This window comes from Paraburkholderia sp. RL17-368-BIF-A, assembly GCF_046054045.1.
In the GTDB taxonomy this organism is placed as follows: domain Bacteria; phylum Pseudomonadota; class Gammaproteobacteria; order Burkholderiales; family Burkholderiaceae; genus Paraburkholderia; species Paraburkholderia graminis.
This window is the reverse complement of the sequence record NZ_JARESN010000011.1, coordinates 179,957-195,432: the sequence shown is the minus strand read 5'-3', so window position 1 is coordinate 195,432 and position 15,476 is coordinate 179,957. Positions and strand designations below refer to the sequence as shown.

The window sequence follows — 15,476 nt, the reverse complement described above, 5'->3', positions numbered from 1 at the left end:
TCGAAACCAGCCACGGGCGCAAGCCGGTGGCTGGTTTTTTTTCGTCCGTAGGTTTTGTTGTGGCGGGCAGCGGTTAAGCCTACCGCTGCGCCTTGCCCTTTTCCGCCTGCGCCAGAGTCTGCGCCGGCTTGGCGTCGAATTCGTGTTCGACGCCGTCCGCGCCCACCGGCGCGCGATGCAGCACCAGCGCCCGCTCGCGCTGCAACGTCGGCACCTGCTGCGACTCCTGCCAGTCAGGATCGGGAATCTCGCCGAACACCTGACGCAGCCTCTCGCCCCACGTGCGGTGAATCATCTGGAAGTAAGCGTTGTCGTGATCGATCGACACGAAGCGCGTGACGCGCAGCGTGTCCTTCTCGTAGACGAGCAGATCGAGCGGCAGCCCAACCGACAGGTTCGAGCGCACGGTCGAATCCATTGAAATAAGCGCGCATTTCGCGGCTTCGTCGAGCGGCGTGGACGGCGTCAGCACGCGGTCGATGATCGGCTTGCCGTACTTCGCCTCGCCGATCTGAAAGTACGGATTCACCGCCGACGCCTCGATGAAGTTGCCCGCCGCGTAAATCATGAAAAGACGCGGCCGGTTGCCCGCAATCTGGCCGCCGAGGATAAAGCTGCAATTGAAGTCGACGCCGAATTCCTGCAGCGCCTCCGCCTCGCGCTGATGCACGGTGCGCACCGCCTGGCCGATCACGCGCGCGGCGTCGCCCAACGTAGGCACGTTCCACAGCGTGGGCTGCGACGCATCGGCCGGTTCCGACAGTTCGTGCAGCACCGCTTGCGTAAGCGACAGATTGCCCGCGCCCAGCAGGACCAGCATGCGCTCGCCCGGCTGCTCGAACACCGCCATCTTGCGCGCGGTGCTGATGTGATCGACGCCCGCATTGGTCCGTGTATCGGAAAGGAACACGAGACCTTCCTCGACGGTCATCGCTACGCAGTAAGTCATAGTGAAACGTACCCGCAAAAAAAGACTGAACGACGCTATTGTAATGCGGCGTCGATGCGCCCTTTCTCGTATTACGGCGTCTGCGGTTATGTTCTTGATAGCGATGCCGCGTTGGGTGGGCGAAGCGCCGCCGCTGCCTCCTCGCCGGCTACTGCGGCGTGCTTGCGCTGACCGTCACCGACACGTTCAGTTGCTCCTCCCTACCGCCGATGCGCCGTCCGCGCACCGGCGCCGCGGCCTCGTAATCACGCGCCACGGCCAGGCGGCAATAGATCTCGCTGGCAAACGCCGCATGCGTGACGTCGACGGAAACCCAGCCGTCGAGCCACACGTCCACCCACGCATGGCTCGCCGCGTGCGGAACGTCGCCCGGTTCGATATAGCCGCTCACGTAGCGCGCCGGAACGCCGCGCGCCCGGCAGCATGCGAGCATCAGATGCGCGTGGTCCTGACACACGCCGTTGCCGAGTTCGAGCGCCTGCGCCGCCGTGCTGGTCACTTCCGTCACGCCGGGGTGGTAGCCGACTCGCTCCACGATCCGCTCGGACAGCGCAATCAGACTCGACGTGCTCGTGAGGTCAGGAACCGATCCGGCCAGTTCGCGGACCGCCGCATCGGCCTCCGTCAAACGCGTCGCGCAGGTGAAATGCTCGAGCGGAATCGGGCCGGCATCGTCGCGAAGACGGCCGTCGATGAGCGGGATCGTGTCGACTTCGCCGGATACGTGAAGGCGGATCTCGTTATGCGGCTTGTTGATGACGAGCGTGTGCAGCGCGTTGCCATAGGCGTCGACGGCCGCGTCGAGCTTGCCCGGCGCGTCGATGTTCCAGCGCCGCACGACCTGCGACGCGCCGCTTGCCGGCGTCAGCCGAAGTTGCTGGATCGAGTAATGGACAGTCGCTTCATAACGATAGGACGTCTCGTGGCGGATCGTCAGGTACATAAGCACTCCGTCAGGCGACTGGCAGCATCAGATAAGTACGCGCGACGAGATTGCCCAGCTCGAACACGCGAGCCAGGAACTGCGTCAGATACGCGTGCAGGCCGGCTTCGAAAATTTGCCGGATGTCGGAGTAAAGCAGTTCGGCGCGCAGTTTGCCGGCAAACCGTTCGCACTGGTTCGAGCCCGGCGTGCGCAGCATCGCCAGATTCGCGCAGACGCCTTCGAGCGAAGCCAGCAGCGAACGCGGCATCTGCTGATTGAGGATCATCAATTCGACGACGCGCGCCGGCGTCACAACGTCGCGATAAACCTTGCGATAGATCTCGAGCGCCGACACCGAACTCAGGATCGACGTCCAGTAATAGAAGTCCTCCAACTGACGCGCGGCGTCGCGTGAATTCGGCTCGACGTCGGCAAAGCGCACGTCGAGAATGCGCGCGGTGTTGTCGGCGCGCTCCAGAAAGGTGCCGAGCTGCGTGAAGAAAAATGCGTCGTCCTGCAACGCGGTGCCGATCGTTACGCCCCGCGAAAGGTGCGAGCGAAACTTCACCCATTCGAACAACGCGCCGGGGTTGCCGGACGCCTGACCAGACGAAATGCGCTCGTTGAATTCAAGCCACGTATCGTTGATGGTCTCCCACCATTCGGTCGTCAACGTGCCGCGCACCGCACGCGCGTTTTCGCGCGCCGCATGCAGACACGAGTGGATGCTCGACGGATTGGTCGCGTCCGCCACCATGAAGTCGAGCACGTGTTCGCGCGTCGGCTCGTCATGACGCTCGGCGAAAGCGGCCTCGAGTTCGGAGATGCGCAGCACCGAACGTTGCGCGCGCGCCTCCTGTTCGGGCGTCTGCGGCAACAAAAGCGCCTTGAGGTTGATGTCGAGCATGCGGGCGGTGTTCTCCGCGCGCTCCATGTAGCGGGCCATCCAGAAGAGGTGATCGGCGGTGCGGCTTAGCATGACGGCGTTCCGTGTCTGATGACGCGAGATGTTGAGTTAAAGGCTCGCGCTGGTTATCCCGCTGGTTTCCTATGCGCCCGCGGCATCTGACAAATGCCCCGGCGCGCTGAGTTGCACGCGCGGCTATCGGGAGCCGTGCGGCAACCGCTTCAGTCGACCATCCACGTATCTTTGGTCCCGCCTCCCTGCGACGAATTGACGACGAGCGACCCCTCCTGCAACGCGACGCGCGTCAGTCCGCCTGCGACCATCGTGACGGTCTTGCCCGACAGCACGAACGGACGCAGATCGATATGGCGCGGCGCGATGCCGGCTTCGACAAAGGTCGGGCATGCGGACAGCGCGAGCGTCGGTTGAGCGATATAGCCCGCCGGCCGCGCGATCAGACGCTCGCGGAACGCTTCAATCTCGGCCTTCGTCGATGCGGGTCCGACGAGCATGCCGTAGCCGCCCGCGCCATGCACTTCCTTGACGACGAGCTCCGCCAGATGCGCGAGCGTGTACGCGAGATCGTCCGGCTTGCGGCACTGGAACGTGGGCACGTTATTGAGGATCGGCTTCTCGCCCAGGTAGAAGTCGATCATGTCGGGCACGTACGGATAGATCGATTTGTCGTCGGCGATGCCGGTGCCCATTGCGTTCGCGAGCGCGACGCGTCCCGCGCGATACGCGGTCAGCAAGCCAGGCACGCCCAACGCCGAATCGTTGCGGAACGCGAGCGGGTCGAGAAAGTCGTCGTCCACGCGGCGATAGATCACGTCGACACGCTTCGGTCCCTGCGTCGTGCGCATGAACACGTAGTTGTCGTCGACGAACAGGTCTTTGCCTTCCACGAGTTCGACGCCCATCTGCTGCGCGAGGAACGTGTGCTCGAAATACGCGGAGTTGTACATGCCCGGCGTGAGCACGACGACGACCGGATCGTCGACGCCTTCGGGCGACACCGAGCGCAACGTATCGAGCAAAAGGTCGGGATAATGCGCGACCGGCGCGATGCGGTTGCGCACGAACAGCTCGGGGAAAAGCCGCATCATCATCTTGCGGTTTTCGAGCATGTACGAGACGCCCGACGGCACCCGCAGGTTGTCTTCGAGCACGTAGAACTCGCCGTCGTCGCCCGCACGCACCACGTCGACGCCGGCAATGTGCGCGTAAACACCGAGCGGCACATTGACGCCCTGCATTTCCGGCCGGTATTGCGCGTTGGTATAGACCTGCTCGGCGGGCACGATGCCGGCGCGCACAATCTTGCGATCGTGATAGACGTCGTGAATGAAGAGATTCAGCGCCTGCACGCGTTGCCGCAAACCGGCTTCCAGCGTCTGCCACTCGTGGCGCGGAATGATGCGTGGAATCAGATCGAAGGGAATCAGCCGCTCAGTGCCGGAGAGGTCGCCATTCACGGCGAACGTGATGCCGACCCGGCGGAACAGCAGGTCCGCTTCCGCACGCTTGCGCGCGATTGCTTCGTTGCCCTGCTTCTCTAGCCACCGCTCAAAGCGCGCGTAGTGTGGCCGCACGGCATCGTCATGATGACGCATCTCGTCATAGCATCGCATGTCACGCCCCGCTCTTGTTGTCGGATAGAAGGCGAATGCGCTGCGCATTCGGTGTTCGACTTCATTCAAGCAAGCGCTATGCCATTGGGCTTTTAGCGCGGAATCCGACAGACATGCACATGAAGCGCGCATCGAAAAGCCTGGCGCCTCGCTGCCATCGTACTGCTGCGGCCCACGATGCGCTAGTAGAGTGCATGGATCGATCGGCGATGCACCACGCCGTTGTTCGCCATGAAAAAATCCCCGTGGATTTGCATCCACGGGGATTCAGACTACTTGCAGTGCGAGGCTCGAAATACGCTACGTCAACTGTAGCCGTGAGCGACGCATCAAGTGGCGCAGAAGCGCGATTAGCCTGCTGCAGCGTCCTTCAGCTTCTTCAGCGGGCGTGCCTTGATGCGCACGCTAGCCGGCTTGGCCGGGAACCAGCGCTCTTCGCCCGAGAACGGGTCTTTGCCGAAGCGCTTCTTCTTGGCCGGCACAGCTTGCACGACGATCTTCAGAAGACCCGACAGCGTGAATTCGCCCGCGCCCTTCTTGTGGACAGCGCCGAGGATCGTGTCTTCGAGCGCGGCCAGGACGGCCTTGGCAGCCTTCGGTTCGACGCCAGCGCGTTCAGCAACGTGAGTAGCCAGCGAGGCCTTCGTGAAGGTGTCCTTGATCGGCGACGGTGCGCTGGACGCCTTCACGGCGACCTTCTTAGCTGCGGAAGCTTTCTTCGCAGGGACTTTCTTTGCAGCAACCTTCTTGGTCGGTACCGGGGCAGCAGCCTTCTTGGCCACCTTTTTTGCGGAAGTCGGCATGTTTCTCCTACCTGTTGTGGTCAGTGAATTGCACGAAGCGCACACGGTATGCGCACGCTTCAACGCCGGATTCTACAAGCGCTCAAGCGATTTGCGCGACTCTTTTATGTATAACAGCACAGGTTTGTTGCGCGGCGCAGACTGCGCAACACATTTTGAGCCTTGTTTCAGGGGCTAAACTGCTTCGGCGGAGCTGGCGGCGTCGATTCGTAAAGTGCGTTACAAGCCGTTTCAACCCATGTATAGCGGCATATTCTGCGTGACCGGCTTGTGCGGGACACACGATTGCCGCAACCTTTTTAACGCTTCGGGTAACTCCGCATTGGCCGCGCGATGTTGGCCGTTGCAACGCCATGACGTCGCGCCGCGGGCCAGGCGCGCTATCAGGCGATGCCTGGCAGGATGTCCGCGAGCTTCGTCAACGCTGCGTCGATATGCTGCCCGGCGATGCTGCCGTAGCCGAAAATCAGACCGGGCCGCGGTTTTGCGCGCTGGTAAAACGGCGCGAGTCCATACAGACCAATCGACGCCTCGCTCGCCGCCGCCACCAGAACCTGCTCGGTCAACGGCGCCTTCAGGTGCGCGGCCAGGTGAATGCCGGCCGTCGGCACGATCGGCTCGAACCACGGCGCGAGATCGCCTTGCAGATGCGCGAGCAACGTCGCGCGCCGCGCCGCGTAGGTCTTGTGCATGCGCCGCAGGTGCTTGGCGAAATCGCCGTTGAGCATGAACGATGCAAGCGCCGTTTGTGTGAGCGTGCAGCCGTGCCAGTCCGCGATTTGCCGCGCCTTGAAAAGCGGCTTGTATAGCGACGCGGGCGGCACCACATAGCCGACCCGCAACTCCGGGAAGATGGTTTTCGAAAAGGTGCCCACGTAGGCGACGAGTCCCGCACGGTCGAGGCTTTTCAACGGCTCCATCGGCCGGCCTTCGAAACGGTACTCGCAGTCGTAGTCGTCTTCGATGATCACGGCGCCGCGTTTTTGCGCCCATTCCAGCAGTTCGACGCGGCGCTCCAGACTCATCGGCATGCCGAGCGGAAACTGATGCGACGGCGTCACATAGACGAGCCGCGCATTGTCCGGCAGCTTGCCGACGATCAAACCTTCGCGATCCACCGGCACGTGCGCCACCTGTGCGCCGGTCGCGGCGAAGCATGCATGCGCAGGCGGATAGCCGGGGTCTTCGATGGCCGCGACTTCGCCTGGACCGAGCGTGACGCGTGCAAGCAGATCGAGCGCGTGCTGCGCGCCTTGCGTGACGATCACCTCTTCCCAGTTGCTCGACACCGCCCGATTAAATGCGAGGTAGCGTGAAATCGCGAGCCGCAGTTCCTGTTCGCCGGCAGCGTCGCGGTATGTTCCGGGGCCGCGCGATTGCGCGCGCAGCGCGTGATTCACGCAGCGGCGCCAGACGTCGAACGGAAAGAGCGTCTTGTCGATCGCGCCGCCGACGAAATCGTAGGGCGACGCAACCGAAGGCCGCGGCAACGGCAAGCTGTCGGGCATCTGGTCCCACAGCGGTTGGGCGCGCACGGCGTCCTTCGTCGCCTGCTCGCGGTCGCGCGACGAGTCGGCCGCGCGCGCATGCGGCGAGCGCTCGGTCGGCAAGCGCTCGAGTCCGTCGGCGACGAAGGTGCCCGAACCGGCCCGCGCGGTGAGATAACCCTCGGAGAGAAGCCGCTCGAAGACGTCGAGCGTCGTCTTGCGCGACACGCCCAGTTGCGTCGCGAGATCGCGCGTGGACGGCAGGCGCGTGCCGCCGGCGAGACGCCCTTCGAGTATGCCGGCCCGCAGTTGCCGATAGATCTGTCCGGAGAGATCGTGATGCCCTTCGACGGCGATGTGAATTTCCATTCTGGCTGCTACCTGCTGGCTACCTGTTATGTCATCGCCATGATACTTCCGCGAGACCTGCGGCAAGCGCCAGTTCAACGCGCCGGCGGGCTTGTTACTGCGCCACCGCGCCGCTTCGTGCGGCGCGCTCTTTGGCGTCGTCACGCGCGGCGTCGCTGCATCGTTGATGCTCGCGCGAGAGCTTGCGCATCAGCGGCAACAGCAGCACGGCGACCAGCGCACCCGCGGCCGCGAGCCATCCCAGGCCGGTAAACAGCTTCGTATAGAGCGGCAGCGATTCGAGCGGATGCATGTCGCCGGCCGGCATCTGCGCGAAATTCGCGACCACGCTGCCCAGATACTGCGACACGCCGGTTGCCACGAAGTACGCGCCCATCATGAAGCCGCTCATGCGCGCGGGCACGTAGCGCGCGATCATCGCGAGGCCGAGGCCGCTCACCAGCAGTTCGCCGAGCGAGTACAAGCCATAGCCGCCGACCATGAACCACGACGACACGCGCCCTTCCACCGCATAGCGGCCGCTTGCCGCGTAGACGAAGAAGCCGGCCGCCACCACCGCAAAGCCGACCGCGTATTTCGCCGCGACGGGAACGTCCTTGCCGCGCTTCGCGAGCCGCGTATACAGCAGCGCAAGCAGCGGACTCAGCAGCATGATCCAGATCGGATTGAGCGCCTGGAACTGCGCCGCGCTCCAGGTGAACAGCGTCGCGCCGAACAGCGAGAAGCGCGGATCGACATTGCGCAGCGCGAACAGCGTGAGCGACGTCGACATCTGCACATAGAACACGAAAAACAGGATCACCTGCGCCGTGAGGATCAATGCGGCCACCAGACCCGCGCGTTCGGAGCGCTCGCACTTGAGCAGCATGTAGCCGAAAATCGCCAGAATCGCGAGGCCCGCCGCATACACGCACGCCACCGCGATGGCTTTGTGCTGCAGCACGAACATCGCGATTGCGCCAAGCGCAATGCCGCCGAGCGCAATCGCGCCGACGCGCTTCCAGCGCACGGGCTCAGCATCGGGCGCGGAGCCGATATGCGCGAGCGTGCGGAACATCACGAAGTAATTCGCCACCGACAGCAGCATCCCCGCACAGCAGACGGCGAACGCGGCATGCCAGCCCCAATGGTCCTTGATCCACGGCGTCGCGAGCATCGACACCGTCGAGCCGATATTGACCGCCATGTAGTAGATCGTGAACGCGCTGTCGATGCGCGCGTCGTCGCCTTCATAGATGCGCCGCACGAGATTGGCCGCGTTCGCCTTGAAAAGCCCGTTGCCCACGACGATCACGCCCAGCGACGCATACATGAACGCGAGCTGGTCGTTCGGCAGCGCGAGCATCAGATAGCCGGCCGCGAGCACGATGGCGCCGAAGATCATCGTGCGTCGCGTGCCGAGAATCTTGTCGCCGATCCAGCCGCCGATCGACGGCGACGCGTACACGAGCGCCGTGAACGCGCCCCACGTGAGCGTGGCGTGGCTGTCCGCGAAATGCAGCTTGTCGATCATGAACAGCACGAGCAACGCGGCCATGCCGTAATAGCCGAAGCGTTCCCACATTTCGATCAGAAAGACCGTGAAAAACGAGCGCGTCTGCGAGACCTGCGCTTCAGGGCGTTGTGGTGAATCCATCGAGTACCTCTTGTTTCAAATAGTGGGGCTGTCGGCAAACTGCCGCGCGCCGTGAATCATCGGATTGCAAAAACGGCTGGACGGCCATGCGTTGTTCGGCTGCATGCGCAAGCTTGCGTTTCGTGTCGTGCGCCGGCCGCGCTCATATCCACAATGCATGGATGCGGACACTGCCTAAAGTCGCCGCACGTCTGTCTGAATCGAAGCGCGGCTTTTCGCGTCGCCCGTCGGATCGGCGGACCGGCTGTTAGCTTCTGGCAACATAGCGTGTTGTCTCGAAAAAGGCGTTGCGTTTGAAGCCGGGATCTCAGGCCCGCAGTCCCGGCAAGGCGCCATCAAACCATATTTGCTTATATCAAACAAATTTTGACGGGCTAATTTCCTCCTGCTATGGTCACGACAATTCATAAGAGCAATTCGGCACTCGAAGTAGGCAGCAAGATTCGCGCGTTGCGGCAACGGTTGAAGCGCACGCTGGACGACACGGCAACTGCGGCGGGTATCTCCAAGCCGTTTTTGTCGCAGGTGGAGCGGGGCCTCGCGTCGCCCTCCATCACGTCGCTGGCGGGCATCGCTCACGCGCTCGGGGTGACGGTGCAGTATTTCGTCGATACGCCCAGCGAAGAGCGTTCGGTCAGCCGCGGCGATCAGCTGAAGTTTTTTGGCTTCGCGGACTCGGCGAATCTGTTCGCCCGCTTGACGAACGTGACGGGCGGCCGTCAGCTCGAGGCGATCCTCGTGAAGATGCCGGTCGGACAAAAGCGTTCGGAAGTCACGACGCATGCCGGCGAAGAGTTTATGTATGTGATCGACGGCGAAGTGTCGTTGACGCTGGAAGGCAAGACCTTCGTGTTGCGCGCAGGAGACAGCGCGCATTACGAATCGACTGTGCCGCATAGCTGGGCGAATACCGCACGCGTGGAGTCGGTGGTCGTCTGGGTCGGCACACCGAGACTGTTTTAAAGAAGCAGGCTAGTTTTCCGGTTCATCCGGCAGGACAGCCTGCATTACTAAATGTAAGGATTCCTGCATGTCTGACAAACAACAAGGGCCGCCCAGGCCCGAACAAAGCAGATAGCAAGGCGCTTTAGCGCCGGCGCGTTCTTCTCCCGACCTTTCCTGCGATTCCGAACCGATGAAAACCCCGTTTGCTTATGCGACGGCGCTGAGTGCGCTCGTCCTTACCTTGACGTCTTCGCTTTCTTCTTCGGCGTTTGCCGTCACCGTGCCGGCCGGCGTCACGCTCGCCGCCAGCCAGGAAATGACCCGCCAGGTGCCGGGCGAAACCGAGTCGCTCGATCCGGCGCACATCGAATCGTGGACCGGCAACACCATCGGGCTCGACATGTTCGAAGGACTCACGCGCATCGACGCGGCCGGCGCGATCGTGCCCGGCGTCGCGCAATCGTGGACGCGCACGGGGCCCGACACATGGGTCTTCAAGCTGCGCCACGACGCCCGCTGGAGCAACGGCCAGCCCGTCACCGCAAACGATTTCGTCTATGCGTGGCAGCGCGTGCTCGATCCGAAGACCGGCTCGAAATACACAGTGCTGGTCGAGTTCGTGAAGAACGGCAAGGCGATTCTCGCGGGCAAGGCGCCGCTCTCGAGCCTCGGCGTTCGAGCCGCCGACCCGTACACGCTCGAAGTCACCACCGAGGTACCCGCTGCGTTCTTCCCGCAACTGGCCGCGATGACGACAATGGCGCCGGTCAACCGCGACGTCGTGACCAAGTTCGGCGGCGACTGGACTCGGCCGGGCAATTTCGTCGGCAATGGTCCGTACATGCTGGCCGATTGGCAGCCGGGTAACCGGCTCGTCGGCGCAAAGAGCAAGACGTACTGGAACGCAAGCAAGGTCGTGATCACCAAAGTGACCTATCTGCCGATCGAAAACGACGAAACGGCAATGCGCATGTATCAGGCCGGCCAGTTCGACTACACGTATTCGATTCCGTCGGGCATCTACGCGCAGGTGAGCAAGCAGTTCGGCGGTGAGCTGAAAACCGGCTTGCAGATCGCGACGTACTACTACAGCCTGAACAACGAAGATCCGCTGTTCAAGGACAAGCGCGTGCGTCAGGCACTGTCGATGGTCCTCGACCGCGATCTGCTCACGCAGCGCCTGACCGCCGACGGCGAGCTGCCCATGTACGGTCTCATCTCGAAGGGCACGCAAGGCGCGGACATTTTCAAGCCCGAATGGGCAAGCTGGCCGATGGCAAAGCGCGTCGACTATGCGCGCAATCTGCTGAAAAGCGCGGGCTATTCCGATGCGAAGCCGCTCACCTTCACGCTCACGTACAACACGAACGATCTGCACAAGAAGGTCGCGCTCTTCGCGACATCCGAATGGCGCAGCAAGCTCGGCGTTACTGCGAAGCTTGAAAACGTCGAATACAAGGTGCTGCTCAAACAGCGCCACGACGGCAAGGTGCAGGCTTCGCGCGACGGCTGGTTCGTCGACTACAACGACGCGATGTCGTACTTCGATCTGATCCGCTGCCACAGCGTGCAGAACGATCAGCGCTACTGCAATCCGCAAGTGGACAAGACCGTCGACGAAGCCAACCAGCAGCTCGACGACGCGAAGCGCACTGCCCTGCTCACCAAGGCGCACGACATGGCGATGAACGACTATCCGATGGTGCCGCTCTTTCAGTACTCGGCGGTGCGGCTCGTGAAGCCGTATGTAGGCGGCTACACGTCGACCAACTACGTCGATCAGCGCGCCACGCAGGACATGTATCTGATCAAGCATTAAACGCGGAGCATCGACATGCTGGCCTATACGCTGCGCCGCACGCTGTGGGCGATCCCGACGATTCTCGCCGTGATCACCGCGTGCTATCTGCTGCTGCATCTCACGCCGGGCGGGCCGTTCGACACCGACAAGCAACTGTCGGCGGCCGTGCTCGCGAACCTGAACGCAAAGTATCGGCTCGACGAACCGCTGTGGCTGCAGTATCTGCACTACCTCGGTTCGTTGCTGCACGGCGATCTCGGCCCGTCGTTCCGCTATGCCGACTGGTCGGTCAACGACCTCGTGTGGAAAGCGTTGCCCGTTAGCCTCGGCGTGGGCGGTGTGTCGGTGCCGATCGCATTGGTCATCGGCGTGACGCTCGGCACGCTCGCCGCCGTGCGGCGCGATCGTTTCGTCGATCACATGGTGATGGTGCTCGGCAATATCGGCAACGTGGTGCCGCCGTTCGTGCTCGGGCCCGTGCTCGTGTGGATCTTCGCGGTCCTGCTGAAGACGTCCGACGGCCACGGCTGGCTGCCTGCCGGCGGCTGGGGCGAAGGCGAATGGCGTTACCGCGTGCTGCCGATCGTGCTGCTCACGTTCATCAACGTGGCCGCCATTGCGCGCGTGATGCGCGGCAGCATGATCGAAGTGCTGACCGGCAACTTCATTCGCACAGCACGCGCGAAGGGCTTGCCCGGCCGCACGATCGTATTGCGCCACGCGCTGAAGCCCGCACTGATGCCTGTGGTGTCGCTGCTCGGCTCGGTGTGCATTTCGTCGATCACCGCAGCCGTCGTCACCGAATCGGTGTTCGCGCTGCCGGGCCTCGGGCAACTGGTCGTCAACGGCGCGATCAATCGCGACTACACGCTCGTGCTCGGCCTCGTGGTGCTGACCACGGCCGTCGCAGTGCTCTTCAATCTGCTGGTCGACCTCGCGTATGCGTGGCTCGATCCGCGTATCCGGTATTGATCATGGCCCGCTCTCTTCAACCGGCTGCCGCGGCGCTCGATCCGCTCGCGGCCATTGCAAACGCTCCGCGTTCGCGCGGCCCGCTCGCCACCGCCGCCGCGCGCTTCGTGCGCAATCGCGCCGCATTCGCCGGCTCGGTCGTGCTGCTGCTGATCGTGATTGCGTGTGTCGCGGGTCCGTGGCTGCTGCGCAACGGTCCCATCGACAGCGACTGGTCCGCGATCAGCCTGCCGCCCACGCTGCAAAACATGCACTGGTTCGGCACCGACGAACTCGGCCGCGATCTGCTCGCGCGCACACTGCAAGGCGGGCGCGTGTCGCTCGAAGTCGGCCTGCTCGGCACGCTCGTGTCGGGACTGATCGGCGTCGCGTACGGCGCGACCGCGGGCTATCTCGGCGGACGCGTCGACGCGGTCATGATGCGCATCGTCGACATGATGTACGCGATCCCCTACATGCTGATCGCCATTCTGATGATGACGATGTTCGGCCGCGCGTTCTATCTCGTCGTGCTCACCATCAGCGCGTTTTCGTGGCTCGACATGGCGCGCGTCGTCCGCGGGCAGACGCTGTCGCTGCGCTCGCGCGAATTCATCGACGCCGCGAAAGCGATCGGCGTGAGTTCGCGCTCGATCATCGCGCGCCACATCGTGCCGAACCTGTTCGGCGTCGTGGTCGTGTACGCGAGCGTCACCGTGCCGAACATCGTGCTCACCGAGTCGGTGCTGTCGTTCCTCGGCCTCGGCGTGCAGGAACCCATGACGAGCTGGGGCGTGCTGATTCAGGACGGCGCGCAGAAGCTCGAATCGATGCCGTGGCTGCTGCTGTGCCCGGCCGTGATGCTGTGCGTGACGCTCTACTGCGTGAATTTCGTCGGCGACGGTCTGCGCGACGCATTCGATCCGAAGGACCGCTGACATGCCGCTACTCGAAGTCAAAGATCTCAGCGTGCGCTTTACGCGCCGCGAAGGCGCGCCGGTCGACGCCGTGCAGCGCGTGTCGTTTTCACTCGAAGCAGGCCGCACGCTCGGCATTGTCGGCGAATCGGGATCGGGCAAAAGCCAGACGGTGATGGCCATGCTCGGACTGCTCGCAGGCAACGGCAAGGTGTCCGGCGAAGCGCGCTATCGCGGCGACAATCTGCTCGCGATGAAGGAAAGCGAGCTCAACAGGATTCGCGGCAACCGCATCGGCATGATCTTTCAGGACCCGATGACGTCGCTCAATCCGTTCCTCACCATCGAGCGGCAGATGACCGAGACGCTGCAACTGCATCGCAAGATGACGCGCCGTGAAGCGCGCCGCCGCGCGGTCGAAGCGCTCGAATCGGTGCGAATTCCCGATGCGCCGCGACGCATCGGCATGTATCCGCACGAGTTTTCCGGCGGCATGCGGCAACGCGTGATGATCGCGATGGCGCTGCTGTCCGAGCCCGAAATTCTGATCGCCGACGAGCCCACCACCGCGCTCGACGTGACCGTACAGGCGCAGATCATCGAACTGCTGCGCGAACTGAATCGCGAGCGCGGCACCGCGATCATCCTGATCACGCACGACATGGGCGTCGTGGCCGGCCTGTGCGACGACGTGATGGTGATGTACGCCGGCCAGACCGTCGAACAGGCGAGCGCCGCAGCGCTCTTCGCGGCGCCGACGCATCCATACACGCGCGGCCTTCTCAACGCATTGCCGCGTTTGACGAGCGATGACATCAGCGACAGCGGCGACAGCGACGACGATCGCCCGTTGCAAACCATTCCCGGCAATCCGCCGCTGCCTGGCGAAATCGTCGCGGGCTGCGCATTCGCGCCGCGCTGCACGTATTGCACGGACGTGTGCCGCGAGTCGCGTCCGTCACTCGTTGCAGCGGACCGTTATCCAGAAGCGCGTCGCGCCTGTCATCGTCCCGTGAGCGAAATTCTGGAGGCACAACACGTATGAACGCGACTTCCATTGCAAGCGGCGAAGCCGCGACGCTGCTCTCGGTCGAGCAACTGAAGGTGCAATTCGGCGTGCCGCGCGGCGCGTACCCGTGGTCGGGCAAGACCATGCTGCGCGCCGTGGACGGCGTGTCGTTCAACGTGCGGCGCGGCGAGACCGTGGGCCTCGTCGGCGAATCGGGTTGCGGCAAGTCGACGCTCGCGCGCGCGATCATCGGACTCGCGCCGGTGGCAAGCGGCAGCGTGCGCTGGCTCGGCAACGAAACGGTGCTGCCCGGCTCGCGTCGCGACACCACGCTGTTGCGCCGCAACGTGCAGATGATTTTCCAGGACCCGCTCGCGTCGCTCGATCCGCGCATGACGATCGAACAGATCGTCGCCGAACCGCTCATCGCACATGGCAGGAATCTCGCGCGCGCCGACGTGCAGCGCCGCGTTCTGACGATGCTCGAACGCGTCGGTCTCAACGCGCAGCATTTGCGCCGCTATCCGCACGAGTTTTCCGGCGGCCAGTGTCAGCGTGTCGGCATTGCGCGCGCGCTGATCTCGGAGCCGCAACTCGTGATCTGCGACGAACCCGTTTCCGCGCTCGACGTGTCGATCCAGGCGCAGATCGTCAACCTGCTGCGCGATCTGCAACGCGAGTTGTCGCTCTCGCTGCTGTTCGTCGCGCACGATCTCGCGGTCGTGAAGGCAATCAGCCACCGCGTGCTCGTGATGTACCTCGGACGCGTGATGGAGTTCGGCGATAAGCGCGACGTTTATCGCACGCCGCTTCATCCGTACACGCGCGCTTTGCTCTCCGCCGTGCCGGTGCCAGACCCGACGGTGGAGCGCGCGCGTCGCCATCTGCTGTTGCGCGGCGAGATTGCTTCGCCGTTGAATCCGCCGTCGGGCTGCGCATTTCGAACACGGTGCCCGGACGCGATCGACGCTTGCGCGGCGCAAATTCCCCAGCCCGTCACGCACGGCGCGAGCGCGACACGGGTGGCCTGCATTCGTGTCGGCGACGGCTAAAGCCAGCGGCCTTTAAGACAACGACCTCATTCACCGGCGCGGCGCTTACGTCACGCCGTGGGATTCGCTCGTCATGTCATCAGCATGACGAGCG

The 15,476-nt window shown here is 63.5% G+C and carries 13 protein-coding genes; 6 read left to right on the top strand and 7 right to left on the bottom strand.

What is annotated here, in order from left to right; translation table 11 throughout:
• Positions 1-79 precede the first annotated feature (79 nt).
• The 7 genes from P0D87_RS20390 to P0D87_RS20360 form a co-directional block, all read right to left on the bottom strand.
• Complete coding sequence (locus tag P0D87_RS20390; protein ID WP_029966675.1) at positions 80-949, bottom strand: proteasome-type protease; 870 nt, start codon at positions 947-949, stop codon at positions 80-82.
• A gap of 148 nt (positions 950-1,097) precedes the next feature.
• Complete coding sequence (locus P0D87_RS20385) at positions 1,098-1,892, bottom strand: transglutaminase family protein (RefSeq protein ID WP_006049488.1); 795 nt, start codon at positions 1,890-1,892, stop codon at positions 1,098-1,100.
• 10 nt (positions 1,893-1,902) lie between these two features.
• Entirely contained in the window at positions 1,903-2,853 is a 951-nt protein-coding gene (locus tag P0D87_RS20380) for an alpha-E domain-containing protein (RefSeq protein ID WP_006049489.1), read from the bottom strand.
• 149 nt (positions 2,854-3,002) lie between these two features.
• Positions 3,003-4,412 (bottom strand): circularly permuted type 2 ATP-grasp protein, encoded by a 1,410-nt coding sequence (locus P0D87_RS20375; RefSeq protein ID WP_029966679.1) that lies wholly within the window; start codon positions 4,410-4,412, stop codon positions 3,003-3,005.
• Between the two features lie 350 nt (positions 4,413-4,762).
• Positions 4,763-5,215, bottom strand: a complete 453-nt coding sequence (locus tag P0D87_RS20370; protein WP_006049491.1) for an HU family DNA-binding protein — start codon at positions 5,213-5,215, stop codon at positions 4,763-4,765.
• Positions 5,216-5,598: 383 nt separating this feature from the next.
• Positions 5,599-7,071, bottom strand: a complete 1,473-nt coding sequence (gene pdxR / locus P0D87_RS20365; protein ID WP_029966681.1) for a MocR-like pyridoxine biosynthesis transcription factor PdxR — start codon at positions 7,069-7,071, stop codon at positions 5,599-5,601.
• Between the two features lie 94 nt (positions 7,072-7,165).
• Positions 7,166-8,707 carry a peptide MFS transporter gene (locus tag P0D87_RS20360; RefSeq protein ID WP_053860036.1) on the bottom strand — a complete coding sequence of 514 codons (1,542 nt, stop codon included), beginning with the start codon at positions 8,705-8,707 and terminating at the stop codon, positions 7,166-7,168.
• A gap of 390 nt (positions 8,708-9,097) precedes the next feature.
• Between P0D87_RS20360 and P0D87_RS20355 the strand changes: the two genes are divergently transcribed.
• From P0D87_RS20355 to P0D87_RS20330, 6 genes are all read left to right on the top strand, one after another.
• Positions 9,098-9,670, top strand: a complete 573-nt coding sequence (locus P0D87_RS20355; RefSeq protein WP_006049494.1) for a helix-turn-helix domain-containing protein — start codon at positions 9,098-9,100, stop codon at positions 9,668-9,670.
• Positions 9,671-9,842: 172 nt separating this feature from the next.
• Positions 9,843-11,471 carry a peptide ABC transporter substrate-binding protein gene (locus P0D87_RS20350; protein WP_006049495.1) on the top strand — a complete coding sequence of 543 codons (1,629 nt, stop codon included), beginning with the start codon at positions 9,843-9,845 and terminating at the stop codon, positions 11,469-11,471.
• Between the two features lie 15 nt (positions 11,472-11,486).
• Positions 11,487-12,425 (top strand): ABC transporter permease subunit, encoded by a 939-nt coding sequence (locus tag P0D87_RS20345; RefSeq protein ID WP_006049496.1) that lies wholly within the window; start codon positions 11,487-11,489, stop codon positions 12,423-12,425.
• A 2-nt stretch (positions 12,426-12,427) separates the two neighbouring features.
• Complete coding sequence (locus tag P0D87_RS20340) at positions 12,428-13,342, top strand: ABC transporter permease (protein WP_053860035.1); 915 nt, start codon at positions 12,428-12,430, stop codon at positions 13,340-13,342.
• A gap of 1 nt (position 13,343) precedes the next feature.
• Positions 13,344-14,366 (top strand): ABC transporter ATP-binding protein, encoded by a 1,023-nt coding sequence (locus P0D87_RS20335; RefSeq protein ID WP_053860034.1) that lies wholly within the window; start codon positions 13,344-13,346, stop codon positions 14,364-14,366.
• On the top strand, positions 14,363-15,382 hold the full coding sequence (locus P0D87_RS20330; protein WP_053860033.1) for an ABC transporter ATP-binding protein: 1,020 nt from the start codon (positions 14,363-14,365) through the stop codon (positions 15,380-15,382). Before P0D87_RS20335 ends, P0D87_RS20330 begins: the two co-directional genes overlap by 4 nt.
• The last annotated feature ends 94 nt before the right edge of the window (positions 15,383-15,476 follow it).